The 13,863-nt window shown below is 55.6% G+C and carries 12 protein-coding genes; 9 read left to right on the plus strand and 3 right to left on the minus strand.

All coding sequences use genetic code 11. From position 1 onward, the window contains the following. The first annotated feature begins 11 nt into the window (after window positions 1-11). The 5 genes from F8B91_RS01800 to F8B91_RS01820 all read left to right on the plus strand — a co-directional run bounded on the left by F8B91_RS01800 (window position 12) and on the right by F8B91_RS01820 (window position 6,789). Entirely contained in the window at window positions 12-998 is a 987-nt protein-coding gene (locus F8B91_RS01800; RefSeq protein ID WP_196502010.1) for a zinc-dependent alcohol dehydrogenase, read from the plus strand. Then, the gene (locus F8B91_RS01805; RefSeq protein ID WP_196502011.1) at window positions 998-2,059 is read left to right on the plus strand and encodes an SDR family oxidoreductase; all 1,062 of its coding nucleotides are present in this window, start codon (window positions 998-1,000) and stop codon (window positions 2,057-2,059) included. Before F8B91_RS01800 ends, F8B91_RS01805 begins: the two co-directional genes overlap by 1 nt. Window positions 2,060-2,113: 54 nt before the next feature. Next, window positions 2,114-3,115 carry an ABC transporter permease gene (locus F8B91_RS01810; RefSeq protein ID WP_196502012.1) on the plus strand — a complete coding sequence of 334 codons (1,002 nt, stop codon included), beginning with the start codon at window positions 2,114-2,116 and terminating at the stop codon, window positions 3,113-3,115. A gap of 24 nt (window positions 3,116-3,139) precedes the next feature. Next, complete coding sequence (locus F8B91_RS01815; protein ID WP_196502013.1) at window positions 3,140-4,210, plus strand: substrate-binding domain-containing protein; 1,071 nt, start codon at window positions 3,140-3,142, stop codon at window positions 4,208-4,210. Between the two features lie 65 nt (window positions 4,211-4,275). Next, window positions 4,276-6,789 (plus strand): ATP-binding cassette domain-containing protein, encoded by a 2,514-nt coding sequence (locus tag F8B91_RS01820; protein WP_196502014.1) that lies wholly within the window; start codon window positions 4,276-4,278, stop codon window positions 6,787-6,789. On the opposite strand, the gene F8B91_RS01825 is transcribed toward F8B91_RS01820, so the two are convergent. Beyond that, window positions 6,786-8,489 carry an extracellular solute-binding protein gene (locus tag F8B91_RS01825; protein WP_196502015.1) on the minus strand — a complete coding sequence of 568 codons (1,704 nt, stop codon included), beginning with the start codon at window positions 8,487-8,489 and terminating at the stop codon, window positions 6,786-6,788. The two genes, F8B91_RS01820 and F8B91_RS01825, sit on opposite strands and share 4 nt — an antisense overlap. Before the next feature lie 134 nt (window positions 8,490-8,623). Here F8B91_RS01825 and F8B91_RS01830 point away from each other — a divergent pair, with 134 nt between their 5' ends. Next, window positions 8,624-9,139 carry a VOC family protein gene (locus F8B91_RS01830; protein ID WP_196502016.1) on the plus strand — a complete coding sequence of 172 codons (516 nt, stop codon included), beginning with the start codon at window positions 8,624-8,626 and terminating at the stop codon, window positions 9,137-9,139. 337 nt (window positions 9,140-9,476) lie between these two features. Here F8B91_RS01830 and F8B91_RS01835 read toward each other — a convergent pair whose 3' ends face one another. Further along, the gene (locus tag F8B91_RS01835; protein WP_196502017.1) at window positions 9,477-10,508 is read right to left on the minus strand and encodes a LacI family DNA-binding transcriptional regulator; all 1,032 of its coding nucleotides are present in this window, start codon (window positions 10,506-10,508) and stop codon (window positions 9,477-9,479) included. Window positions 10,509-10,625: 117 nt separating this feature from the next. Next, window positions 10,626-10,847: a hypothetical protein gene (locus F8B91_RS16885; protein ID WP_246714935.1), complete on the minus strand. Its 222-nt coding sequence runs from the start codon at window positions 10,845-10,847 to the stop codon at window positions 10,626-10,628. Between F8B91_RS16885 and F8B91_RS01840 the strand changes: the two genes are divergently transcribed. From F8B91_RS01840 to F8B91_RS01850, 3 genes are all read left to right on the plus strand, one after another. Then, a complete protein-coding gene (locus F8B91_RS01840; protein WP_246714936.1) occupies window positions 10,848-11,714 on the plus strand; it encodes a sterol desaturase family protein in 867 nt (288 codons plus the stop codon). Window positions 11,715-11,757: 43 nt separating this feature from the next. Further along, a complete protein-coding gene (locus F8B91_RS01845; RefSeq protein WP_196502019.1) occupies window positions 11,758-12,732 on the plus strand; it encodes a sugar ABC transporter substrate-binding protein in 975 nt (324 codons plus the stop codon). An 89-nt stretch (window positions 12,733-12,821) separates the two neighbouring features. Next, window positions 12,822-13,856, plus strand: coding sequence for an ABC transporter permease (locus tag F8B91_RS01850; RefSeq protein WP_196502020.1), 1,035 nt, complete (start codon window positions 12,822-12,824; stop codon window positions 13,854-13,856). Window positions 13,857-13,863: the final 7 nt, after the last annotated feature.

Below are 13,863 nucleotides of genomic sequence, written 5' to 3' on the forward strand. Positions count from 1 at the left end.
GAGCCCGCAGCATGAAAGCGCTCGTTTTCGAAACCCCAGAAAAGCCAGTCATCGTCGATGTGCCGGTGCCCGGCATCAAGGACACGGAAGTTCTTATCAAGTCCAACACCATCGGCATCTGCCATTCAGACTATGAACTGCTGGGAGGCCGCTACATCGTCCCGATTTCGTATCCTGTCACGCCAGGCCATGAATGGTGCGGCGAGATTGTTGAAGTCGGCAAGTCCGTCAAAGGCTTCAAGAAGGGTGACCGGGTGGTTGGCGAATGTGTGGTGCGCACGCCAGAACGCCTGCATCACTTCGGCTTCTCGATGGACGGTGCGGACCGTGAATATTTCAACGTCAATCCCGACTGGCTGCACAAGCTGCCGGACTCGGTTGATGACATGCGTGGATCACTGATTGAGCCGTTTACCTGCGGCTACTATGCCGTGATGCGCTCCGGCGGCACCAATGCGTCGGAAACGGTGGTGGTTTCAGGCGGCGGCACCATCGGCCTTGTTACCGCTGCAGCCGCACTTGGCATGGGTGCCCGCGTGATCGTGGCCGATCCCATCAAGCGTCGCCGCGACATTGCGATCAAGCTTGGCGCCGAGGCCGTTGATCCCACGGATCGCGGTGCGGACCAGATCAAGGAAATGACGGACGGCAAGGGTGCTGACCTTGTGGTGGAATGCGCCGGTCATGATGCCTCGCTCGCCGCCGTGTTTGATTACGTTGCGCAGGATGGCCGCATGTCGATGGTGGGTATTAACATTGGCCGTAAGATTTCGGCGCAATTAGGTCTGATGCAGTTGAAGAATTTGACGATCCGCGGCTGCATCGGCTCACCTGGTGTATGGCCCGCCGCCATTCGCTTCCTGGAACGCACTGGTATTGATCTCTCACCGATCCAGACCCACAAATTTGCGCTCACCGATGCGGTCGAAGCATTCAAGCTGGGGCAGGACCCGCAGGCGTGCATCAAAGTGACTCTCTCTACAAAAGGATTGAACTGATGGAACGCCACGCGCTGATAGCCGGTGTCTCAGGTATCATTGGCCGCCATCTGGCGGAGCATCTGGCCGCCACCAATGGCTGGAAAGTAACCGGCATTTCGCGTCACAAGCATGACCTGCCCAAGGGCGTGCGGCATATCGCGGTGGACCTGACGGATGAAGAAGCGGTGGTCGTCGCTCTGAAAAAGGTGAAGCCCACCGACGTATTCATCACCACCTGGATGCGGCAAGCCACCGAGGCAGAAAATTGCCGCGTCAATGCCGGCATGGTGCGCAATCTCCTCACCGCGTTGGAAGGCAAGAAGATCAAGCATGCTGCGCTGGTTACTGGTGGCAAGCATTACATGGGCCCTTTCGAAGCCTATGCGAAGAGCAAACCGCAAACCCCGTTCCGCGAGGAGATGCCGCGACTGCCTTATCAGAACTTCTATTACGATCAGGAAGACGAGCTGTTTGCCGCTGCCGAAAAACAGGGCTTCAGCTGGTCGGTGCACCGCCCACATACGCTGATCGGCTACACCGTCGGCAACCAGATGAACATGGCGGCCACGCTGGGCGCCTACGCGGCTATCTGCAAGGAAACTGGAAAGCCTTTCGTGTTTCCGGGGTCACCGCAGCAATTTGAATCCTGCATCGACATCACCGACGGCCGCATCATCGCTAAGCAATTGCTCTGGGCGGCAACCAAGCCTGTCGCGCGCAACCAGGCTTTCAACATCGCCAATGGCGAAGTGTTTCGCTGGAACTGGCTGTGGCCGAAACTCGCGGCCTATTTCGGATTGCCCCACGCGGAATATCCGGGCCACGCCCAGCCGCTCGAAGAGCAGATGAAAGGCATGGAGCCGGTCTGGGACAGGATTGTCGCCGAGCATGGATTGCAGAAGAACCCGCTCTCCACTGTGGCCTCCTGGTGGCACAGCGATGCCGATCTCGGCCGCACGATCGAAACATTCAATGACATGACCAAGAGCCGCGATATGGGGTTCACCGCCTATCAGAACTCGGTGCGCTCATTCACCGACGCATTCGACAAATTCCGCGCCGAAAAGGTTCTGCCGTAACGGCCAGCCCGAAAATGGTTGCCACGAGAGAAAATGAGAGGAAGGAGGGAAAAGATGAACCAAACTGCTGACACGCAAGTGACCATGATGCCGCTGCGCAACGTCTTGTCCTCGCCACTCAACCGCAGCTTTATGACGGTGATTGGGTCCACTTTGGTCCTGCTCGTCATCTGTGCGATTTTTGCGCCTTCGAGCATTTCGCTCGGCGCGCTCTCGGGTAGCCTGCCCTTTGCCGCGATTATTGCGATTGTTGGTCTTGGCCAATTGCTGGTGGTGCAGCAAGGTGGTTTTGACCTTTCGTTGCCCGGTGCTGTGTCCCTCGCTGTTGTGCAGGCCACGCATTATCCGCAGCAGGATAATGCGCTGCTGTTGCCTGCCATTCTCATTGGCTTGAGCTTTGCGATTGCCGCCGGCCTTCTCAATGGCATCCTGGTTTCCCTGTTCAGGCTGAATGCCATCATCGCAACCATCGGTGTCAATGCGTTACTCTATGGCGGGGTGTTTGCGGTTTCTGGAGGCACGCCGAGCATCACCACCGAGTTGCTGGCCGACATTGCCAATGGTGAGATTCTGGGAATACCCAATTCAGTTTATTTCGCGCTGGTAGCGCTTCTGGTTGCGTCCCTTGTTCTGAAGAAAACTGCAATCGGCCGGCGCTTCGAGGCTATCGGAGCCAACCCGCTGGCCGCCCGCGCGGTGGGCCTCCCGGTGAAGCTTCACCAGCTGATGGCTTATGTCTATGCGCAGTTACTCTATTGCATGGCGGGGATTCTGATTGCCGGCATCACGCGCGAGCCCACCGCGTTTCAGGGCGATTCACTTTTGCTGCCCTCCGTGGCGGTGGTGGTGTTGGGTGGCACATCATTGCTGGGCGGCCGCGGCTTTCCGATTTCGACGGTGCTCGCCGCTTTCTTTTTAAACCAATTGAGTCAGTTCGCGCTCGCCGTTGGCGTGCCTTACTCGGCTCAAACCATCATCCAGGCCTTGGCCCTGGGTTTTGGGATCGGCGTCTACTCGGTGCGGTGGACGTTTAACCAGAAGAAGCCAACACAATGACTATAAAAAATGGAGGAAGACAAAATGAAGTTTAAATCTTTCAAGCAGAAACTGGCGCTCGCAGCAGCGACGACGGTTCTGGCTCTCGGCAGCGCATCGGTGGCGCAGGCTGATGTGCCATCATGGTGCGGTCCAAAGAAGGCGACACTTGCTTTGCTCGACGGCTATGGCGGCAACAGCTGGCGCCAGGTCACGACGGCCTCGGGCAAGCAGACCGTTTCGCTTTGCCCCAGCATCACCAGCTATGAATATGCTGACGGCCAGGGCGATACTCAGAAAGCCATTTCGGATATCAAGGGCATTGCTGCAAAAGGCGTGGACGCTCTCGTGGTGTTCGGGGATGCGGGGCCTGCCGTGCTGCCTGCCATCACCTCCGTCTTTAAGGCTGGCAAGGTGATCGTGCCTTACCGCGTCAATGTCGGCGGCAAGGAAGGAGAGAACTACACGAAGTTCATCGGCTCGTCTTTTGAGAACGATGGTGCCAACTGGGGCAAGTGGATCAAGGGCGTGCTGCCGAAGGGTGGCAACGTTCTGTTCCTCTCCGGACCTGCCGGCAACAGCCAGGGACTTGATGAACTCAAGGGCCTGAAATCGGTTCTCGGTGCGGAATACAAGTTCATCAACCCGGAACCCTTCGATGTGACCAACTGGGATCCAGCTCTGACGCAGAAAGTGCTGACGGCGGAAATTGCCAAGAATGACAAGATTGACGTGATCGTGTCGGACTTCGGCCCGTCTCTGGTGGGCGCATTGCCGCTGTTCAACAAGTCCAACAGATCGATCCCCGCTCTTGCCACCTCTGACGGCAATTCGTTGGGCTGCTTCTGGACGGATAGCCAGGGCGCTGCCAATCCTGACTTCAAGCTGATGACGGTGGCAACCGGCAACGACAATGTGCGCCTCGCCGTGCAATGGGCCGTAGCCAAGGCTACCGGCGGCAAGGACCCGGAAGAGAACATCTTCAAGGCTCCCGTGTTTGAAGATTCAGTCTCCGGAACTCCGAGCAAAGTGCAGTGCCGCAAGGACCTGCCGGGCGCGATCTACCTGTCATCGGAACTCCCGGCTGATGACCAGGCCAAGGCTGTCGGCAAGTAAGTGAGTAAGCGCCCCGGAGGTCGACTCCCTTCCTCCGGGGTGCATTTCTAAACGGAATGCGTTAAGTGGCCGCGAAAAGCGAAAAACTGAAAATTGATGCTGCGCCACCGCATGGCGAGCTGGCCATACGGCTGTCCAATATCTCGAAATTTTATTCCGGTGTGCCAGCCTTGCGTGATGTCAGCGTGGAATTCTACGCTGGCGAAGTTCATGCCATCCTTGGCGAGAATGGCGCCGGCAAATCGACTTTGATGAATATCATATCCGGCGCAGGCTATCCCGAACTGGGTGAAATCTGGGTTGACGGTAGACGGATTTCACAAATGTCGCCGGAAATCGCCACATCACTCGGCATCGCCATTTCCTTCCAGCACCCTGCCGTTCTGGATGATCTGTCCGTTCTGGAAAACCTGCTGGTCGCCTTGCCACGTGCGCTCTTTTCCGAGGGATCGGAGCAGGGCGTAGCTCAGGCGCTGCTGGACACGGTGGGCTTGAATGTGCCTCTACGTATGCGCGCCGATGAATTGTCGGTGGCGCAGAAACATCTTCTCGAAATTGCGAAGGCCCTGGCCATCAAGCCGAAGGTTCTGATCCTTGATGAGCCCACGGCGTCCCTCGACCAGGATGCGACCGACATGCTGTTCGCGCGCATCCGCGAGGTTGTGAAGGGGGGCACTTCGGTGATTTACATCACCCACCGTCTGGCCGAAGTGCGCCAGATTGCCCAGCGTGTCACTGTGTTGCGTGACGGACGCGTGCGAGGCGGCGGATTGGTCAAAGATTTCGGTGATGCCGAGATCCTGGCCATGATCGTGGGCCGCACCCTGGGCTCGGCCTTTCCGCCGAAGGCCAGCGGCAACGCGCAGGATGTGATCCTCGCTGTCAAAGCGCTCAGCGCCAAGGATTTCAAGGACGTGTCCTTTGACGTTGCGCGCGGCCACATTGTGGGTGTGGCGGGTGTGGCGGGCAATGGCCAATCCGAGTTAATGCGTGCCCTTGCAGGCCTGCTCACCTCCGAGGGCACGATCTCGCTGAGCGGACGCAAACTGCAAAGCCGGGAGCTGCTGCAAGAAGCAGCCTTCATGCCGTCTGACCGACACGGCGAAGGTCTGGCCTCGGGCCTCACAGTGCGCGAAAATGCATCCTTTGCTGCCCTCGACAGGTTTTCCTCCTTCCGCATCATGAGCTGGAGAAAGGAGCTGGCGCATGTCAGCGAGACCTTCGGTGCGCTGGCTGTGAAAGCGCCCAGTATTGAAGCGCCCATCCTGTCGCTTTCCGGCGGCAACCAGCAGAAGGTCGTGATGTCACGCGCACTGCTTTCTGAGCCGGGTTTGATCATTGCCGATGAACCAACGCAGGGTGTTGACGTCGGGGCCCGCGCTGAAATTTACCGCATCCTGCGCGAGGTTTCGAATTCCGGCACCCCCGTCATTGTGAACTCGTCGGACGCAGCGGAACTGGAGGGCCTTTGCGACACAGTGGTTGTGCTGTCGCGCGGTCGTGTGGTGGAAACCCTTACGGGCGAAGATGTCTCTGAAGCGCGCATTGTGGCCGCAGCGGTCAATGCCAGCACCCATGTCGGCGAAAGTGCTTTGGCGCGGGCAGGTCGCACGGCGGCCAATGGCTGGCGGCATTTCCTGCAATCCGACAATGCGACCGCTGCACCCTTGGCGATGGTGATCGTGCTGCTCGGGCTTTATGTCTTTGGGCAGAACTCAAACTTCCTTTCGTCCTTCAATATCTACAACATTCTCATGCTGGCTACTGCGCTCGGCTTCATTGCCTTGGGGCAAACAATTGCATTATTGATGGGTGCGATCGATTTGTCTGTGGGACCACTTGCCGGGTTCCTGGTCGTAGTTGCGTCCTTCTTCATCAATGATTACAAATCCATTGGCATGATGACGCTGGGTTTTGTGCTGATGTTTGCGGGCGCATTCATCGTGGGGGCGGTCAACGGCATTCTCATTCGCTTTGCGAATTTCACAGCGATTGCTGCCACGCTTGCCATGTATATCGGCTTGCAGGGATTGAGCTTCGTGCTGCGCGACAATCCGGATGGCTATATCAACAACAAGGTCATGGAGATCGTGACCTGGCAATTGGGGCCGATGCCCGCGGCGTTCCTCGCGCTGGTGGCCGTAGCACTAGTGGGCGAATACATTCTGCGTAAATCTGGCCCAGGCTGGCGCCTCCGCGCCACCGGATCAGATGAAGAGTCTGCAAGGCGCATCGGCGTATGGGTTGACGGCACTTACGTCGCCGGCTTCATTGCCTGTTCGCTTTTGACTGCCTTGGGCGCTGTGATGTTGATGACGCAGATCGGAGTAGGCGACCCGCGGCAAGGCATCAACTACACCCTGTCGAGCATCACGGCGGTGGTCCTGGGAGGGACCAGTTTGCGCGGCGGTCGTGGCACATTTATTGGCACGGTGCTGGGTGCGGTGCTCCTCACTGAAGTGCTCAATGCCGTGTCCTTCCTCGGCCTGACCCAGATGTATCAATATATTTTCCAAGGTGCATTGGTGGTGGTCGCGGCACTGATCTATTCAACCGTGCGCCGACGCGCCAGCACCTAGTAGTAGCCGGCCTCGCGCATCGCAGCGTCGATGCGGTTCTGGCTTCGGGCCAGCGCCACTTCGTCCGAGCAATCGCCGTTGAGGGCGGCGAAAATTTCTTCGCCCAATATTTCCTCAATCAAGTGATATTCAGGGATCGGCGGCCGCTGCCAGTTCTGGATCTTGTTCTGTTTGGCCAGCCTGTCCACGAAACTCACAATGGGCGTGGATGCCGCTGCTTCAGGATCGGCGCTCACACTGAAGCGCGGCGCGACCGGGAAGCCGTTCTTCACGTATTCCTTCATGGCTGAGGGCGAAGCCATCCAGGAGATGGCCTCAAAGGCGAGGCGGGCGCGCTCGGGTGGCAACGATTCCGGCACCATCAACAGAAAACCGCCGATCGGCGAAACGGTGGTGCCGCCTGGGCCATGCGGATGCGGGAAATACGCGACCTTGCGTTTTACCAGCGAGTGAATGTCGTATTCAAAGCGCGCGGCGCGCATGGTCCAGCAATAGATCATCGCCGCTTGCCCACCGAGGAAGTAGTTGAGCGCTTTGTTCCAGTCGATCGACAGTATGTCCGGCGGCGAGAAGGCTAGCAGCTCATGCATGTATTTCAGGGTCTGCCGGCCCGACTCGCTCAAGATTCGAGGCCGCATCGCCTCACCCTTTAACTTGCTGTAGTCAACATGCAGACGCGGCGAGGGAATGTCGATGACCGGTCCTCCGCAACATCCCATAAAGAACATGAAGGAGTGCGAGACTGGCATGCCTTTGGCCGCGTTCCATACCACGCCTTGCATGCCGCGCTTAGGGTTGTGCAGTGCGCGCGCGGCATCAATCACCTTGTCGAAAGTAGTGGGGTGCGTGAGTCCGCGCTCCTCAAACAGGTCCTTACGGATGGAGAGAGCTTCAATGGTGCAGTAGATGGGAATGCCGAATTGTGTTTGGCTCCAATTCCCGGTGGCCCAGATGTTCGGATGGAAATCGAGCGGGTTGATGCTGCTGCTTTTTAGGAACTCGGTGAGTGGTTGCGCCACACCGCCCGCAACAGCTTCTCCGAGCCACGGCATGTTGATGGCAATGACGTCATACTGGCTTTCCTTGCGCCGGGCATTGGCGAACACTTCCTCGCGCAATTCGGGCAGATTCAGCAGTTTGAAATTCTTGCGGGCGATCAGCTTGGAACGGAAATCCGACCACATATCGCGCATCGAGGCGAAATAGTTATCGTCGTGCAGAAGGAAGCGCAGATCGGGTCCCGCGTCCTTTTTCTTCTCCATGATTTCTAACGGCGGGATGATCTGGCCAGCGAAATAGGATCCGCCAAAATAATAGTCCTCCGAGTCCGAACTTCCGCTTTTCAGCCCGAACGTGTCGGCCAGCAGTGCCTTCACCCGTGTGGCATAATCCGTGAAGCTGATCGCCAGCTTGCGACTGGGCTCCACATAGTGCGACTTGCCGGCGTCGCCGCGCTTCCTTAGTTGGATGTCGCCAGTTTCAATCAGTTTGTGGATGCGGCGCATGGCACTGGCGAAGGGCACACCTGCGGCTGACGCTAGCGAAGACATGGTGACATTCTCGCCGCGCAGATGAACTTTCATCAGATAGAGGATCATGTTCCAGTTGGCGTCGGGCTCGGCTGGCTTCAGCAGCTTGTCATAGGGCGAGCGCATGCGTTCCAGAAACGTGATGATGCGCAAAAGCTCGTATTCGGTCATGACGCCCGCTTTCTGATACGGCACCAATCTATCCGGAATTTAAGAATTTCTCAAATTGAGAAAATAGGTGAACGCTTGGCATGTCCGACCTGATTATTCTCTGATCCAAAAGAAAACGATCTGGAGGAAATGAAATGGCAGAACACATTTACGGCATGCATCACATTGGCATCACGGTGCCCAACATTGATGAAGGGATCTCTTTCTTCAAAGCAGTCTTCGGAACAGTCGAGGTGTTTCGCACCGGCCCATTTGATGTTGATGAGACTTTCATGCAACGCAGGCTGGGAGCCGGCCCTGGCACCAAGATCCGCGATCTGGTCTTTCTGAAGTGCGGGGCGGGCACAAATTTGGAACTGTTCGAATACAGCGGCGAAGACAGCAAGGCGAGGCCCAAGCGCAACTCGGAGATTGGTGGCACGCATCTCTGCTTCGAAGTCGAGGATGTTGTCGCTTCAGCCGCAAGGTTGCGGGCGCAAGGTATTGAGATGTTGGACGGCCCAAACTTGGTTGAAGACGGGCCGCTCGCAGGCTTTCATTGGGTCTATTTCAACACGCCTTGGGGGCAGTCGTTGGAGATAGCGAGTTTTGAAAGCTTGGGTTACGAGAAGACCTCAAAACATCGCCTTTGGAGAGCAAAAGCAGATTAGATCCTGAAGACCATCGATCGCAATACAAGGCCGAACGATTTTTCTTCTTTTGTCGATATCGCCAACTAGAACTCAATGTATCTTTGTGAGGTAACATTTTACAGCATTCGAGGATTAAGATTAGCTGGGAGTCTAGGATCTGGAGCTTAATCCAATAGTATCATATATTTCAATACCTTAACTTATGTTCTTGGCGAGACCATCTCTGCAAATCGTATCAATTTTTCGTAGGGACGCTGCTTCGCAGCAGGTAGATGGCTCCTGCTGGGGCGTGATGTGTAGCTCTTTTGGTTCTTAAACTGCGCTTCGCAAAAATTCGGAACAGTTGCTGGTGCCATCAGTATATGTTTTCCGGAGTGTATATTTCGAATGGCAGGGAAATCGACTGTGGCGGATACTCAGCACCGTTATCAAATGTTCTGATCATCGCGCTGACCATTTCCGAGGCCAACTGGGGCAGGGGATGCGATACAAGAAAGTTTAGTGTTCCGTCCAACAGGCCTGCACGGGTGACCTCGGTCAAATCGTAGCCGACAGCAACGATATCTTTCGAACGCCCACTGCTGCGCAATGCATTCAGCGCTCCAGAAACACCACCTCCTGAAATGAGGAGCCCCAACAGATCCGGATGCTTGGCCAGGATATCTTCGGTGACTTCTTGCGCGATACTTGCTGTTTCAAAAGTTGACTGGGCCTCCAGGAGTTCGAAGCCGTTCGCGTGCTCGCGAAAGTATGACCGAAACCCGCTTTCGTTGGTCTCTTGGCAGCGATAGCGGTGGTTGCCGACCAGAATGCCGATTTTCCCTGGTCGCTTGCAAATATTGTCGATGGCCCAACCCGCAACGCGCCCCACTTTCCAGGCATCCAGACCAACGTAGCCAACATTGCACCTGGCCGTGAGCTGGGAGATGATTGCGAACACCTTGATGCCTCTAGCAGACAGCTCCTCTATTGCTGCTGACACGATGGGATGCTCAGTAGAAACGACTCCAATCACATCGCATTGCTCCGCGAGTTTATGAATTCCTGCAGCAACATTCTGCGCCGAAAGTTCATCGAGGAACTCAATTCGTGTCATCACCTCGTGATCGCGTGACGCCAACGCGGCCGCTTCAATGGCCTTTGCAAGGTCGCGATAGAGTGTGCGATGGCGTTGGAGGAGCAATATCCCCACCCTGACTTTCGGACGGCCTAAACGCAATCCTTGCTTCAACGTAGCTGTGCCATAAAAACCTACAGATTCAGCAGCTTGCAGAACCTGCTTTAGGGTTTCTTCGCGCAACTTGTGAGGCTCATGGAGAGCCCTGTTCACGGTCGAAACAGAGAGTTTCGCGGCTTTTGCAACATGGGGAATTGTGGCGCGTGCCATTGTCCGTCCTCGCTTCAAAACATCTCAGCAGCTCGATTTCTAACTTGAATTTCTTTGATACGAAATGAGCAGATTCCACTCACCATCATTGCATCCGTTGAATTCGAAATGCAACGTTCATTCCAACAAAATCTGACACGGCACAAATATTCCGCCGAAGTCGAGTGCGCTTTCAGGGAAGAAGAAATGGACGACCTGCAATTTGGGACAAGGAACAAGCGTGGCGATTGGGCACCGAATGCTCATCCGCAGATCGCATTCTTTTGGACCAAACCCTTCGACCTCAAGAAGTGGGTAGGTTTCATAATCGGCTACATCTGGCCTTGGAATGTCTTTCATATGGCCATCACGCTCCTCTACTGGCGTTACATTCTTCCGGATTGGGAAGTGATGAAGACGCTGAGCTGGAGTTGGGCTCTCTGGCTTTATGCTGTGAACGGCGCCGGCATTTTCCTGATGTATGGTTCCATCGAGCTTTTCTTTTACCGAAAGCGCAAGCAAGGCACCCGCTTTAAATACAACGGCAAGTTCCCTTCCGAGCAACCGTCGGACGTGTTCTGGTTCAAAAGCCAGAACATCGACAACTTCTTGCGCACATACGTTTCGGGCATAACGATGTGGACGCTGGTCGAAGTGATCATGCTGTGGTGCTACGCCAACCACTACGTCTATTGGCTCAATTGGTCCGATCATCCCGTTTGGCTCACGGTATTGCTCCTGGCGACGCCGATGATCCACGAGGTCAACTTCTTCGTCATCCACCGCGCCATTCACATTCCGTTTTTCTATAAGTGGATTCATTCGGTGCACCACAATTCGGTGAACCCTTCGCCCTGGTCATCCCTTTCGATGCATCCCATCGAGACCTTCCTGTATCATGGAGTGGTTTGGTGGCATCTGATCCTGCCGTCCAATCCTCTCATCGCGCTTTTCCAACTCCACATGGCGGGATACGGCGCAGTGAACGGGCACATTGGCTTCGACAAGCTTGAGCTCACGGAAGGTGCCTCGCTCGATAGCCATGCCTACCTGCATTACCTGCATCACAAGCATTTCGAAGTGAACTACGGCGGCGACGGATTGATACCGCTCGATAAGTGGTTCGGCACTTGGCACGACGGCACCAAAGAAGCGCAAGCGCTCATGGATGCGCGTTACGAGAAAAAGATTGCACGCATGAATGCGCGCCAAAAACAGAATTCATGAGAACATGAATCCGTCGTGAGACGGTAAACAGGAGGGAACTGAAATGAAGAAATTGAACGCTCTATTGGTCGCTCTGGCGACCACCGCGACCATCGCCCTCGGGGCAACGGCAGCGCATAGCGCCAACATTGCCGTGGTTGGTGGTTCGAACGACGACGCTTTTTGGAACTTGATCAAGAAGGGCCTGGACGATGCCACGCCTGCAATCAAAGCCAACGGCGGCTCGGTGAACTATCTTCGTCTGCAAAATTACGACAACTTTGCGCCTGACGTTGTTCAACTGATCCGCACCGCCATCAGCCAGAAGGTTGACGGTCTGGTTATCCCAAATTGGGTTCCTGAATCGGAAGACCCTGCGATCAAGGACGCAATCAAGGCCGGTATCAAGGTCATCTTGATGAATGCCGGTGGTGCAGAAAAAGCCAAGGAGCTTGGCGCGATCAACTATGTTGGTTCTGACGAATATGTTGCCGGTGTTGCAGGTGGCGACTACTTCGGCGCGCATGGCTCGAAGAATGTCATTTGCGTTAACACTCTGCCGGGCGCTGCGAACACCGAGTCACGCTGCAAAGGCGTGATCGAAGGCGTAACGAAGGCGGGTGGCAAAGGTGCGCAATTGCCCTTGCCGACATCAAGCTTTGGCAATGCTACGGCAGTTGCCGAGGCCATCAAGGCAGAACTGATCAAGGACAAGACAATTGACGGTGTGATCACGATTGCTGCTGGTGACGCAGACTCTGCTGCTATCGGCATTCAGCAGGCGGGCCTGACGGAAAAAACCAAGTTGGGCACGTTCGATCTCAATAAAGCCGGTCTCGACCGCATTAAGAGCGGCAAGCAGGCCTTCGCCATCGACCAGCAACCGTATCTGCAAGGCTACCTGGCAACGAGCATTCTCGCATCTGCAATCGATTTCGGCACCGACTTGCCAACAAATCCGGTCCTGACAGGCCCTGGCATTGTCGACGCATCGAATATCGATGCCACGCTGGCCGGTGTCGCAAAAGGCGCACGCTGATACTTGTGGCCCGGGTGGTTATCCCGGGCCCTTTTTCAATCTCAAGAAACGTGTCAGCTAGAATTCTGACAATATCCAGGGAGGCGAACTTGACTGCCAGTGCGAATACACGTCCATCATTCGGTGGTCTGTTCAGAAGGCCAGAAACGGGGGCATTCTTTGGACTCCTCGCCGTTCTCTGCTTCTTCACCATTTTTGGTGGGTTGAACTTTCTCGACATCAACGGCGGCCTTTCGAGCTGGCTCAACGTCGCTGCCAATCTTGGGATTATCTCCATCCCCCTGGGACTTTTGATGATCGCAGGTGAGCTGGACATCTCAGTAGGGGCGATGGTCCCCGCGGGCGCAATGATCACTGCGGTAATTGCCGGGCATTATCATCTCCCAATTTGGCTTGGCATCGTTGCCACCCTCAGTTTTGGTGTGGTCGTTGGCCTCGTCAATGGCATCCTCATCGTTCGCACTGCAGTGCCGTCACTGATTGTTACGTTGGGTTCGCTTTTCTCAGTGCAGGGAATTCTGCTAGGATTGACGGTGCTGATCACCAAATCTACCAACGTGGCCCTGACGACTGAAGGCATCGCCAAGCCGATGTTTGGGGATTTTGTGGAGCTCGGTGGACTGTTTCCCCCCGGCCAACTTCAAGTCTCGGTCTTGTGGTGGTTTTTGTTCACGGCTGGCTACATCTATCTCTTGCACTATTCTCCGTTGGGAAACTGGATTTTGGCGATGGGTGGCGACAAGGTTAGCGCCCGAAACGCTGGCATTCCCACGTCTAAGTTGACCATAGCGCTCTTTGTTTTCTCGGCCGTGTCTGCTTCGTTTGTGGGAATGTGCCAGGCCATTCTCTTCAATTCTGCGCAAGTCGGCGGAGGGCAATCATTCATCTTCAATTCCATCATTGCTGTAGTCATTGGCGGAGTGCTTCTCACAGGCGGCTTTGGCTCGGTGATCGGAATCTTTTTTGGGACCATCACTTTCGCAATCGTGAGCCAGGGCATTTACTACACTAACTTTGATCGGAACTGGTCGAGCCTCATCATTGGTGTCTTGTTGTTGGCAGCCGTCCTCATGAACAACACGTTCCGCAATGCTGCGCTTTCATATGCGCCCAAGAAAAAGTGAGAACGGC

Source organism: Aestuariivirga litoralis (genome assembly GCF_015714715.1).
Classification (GTDB): Bacteria; Pseudomonadota; Alphaproteobacteria; order Rhizobiales; family Aestuariivirgaceae; genus Aestuariivirga; species Aestuariivirga litoralis_A.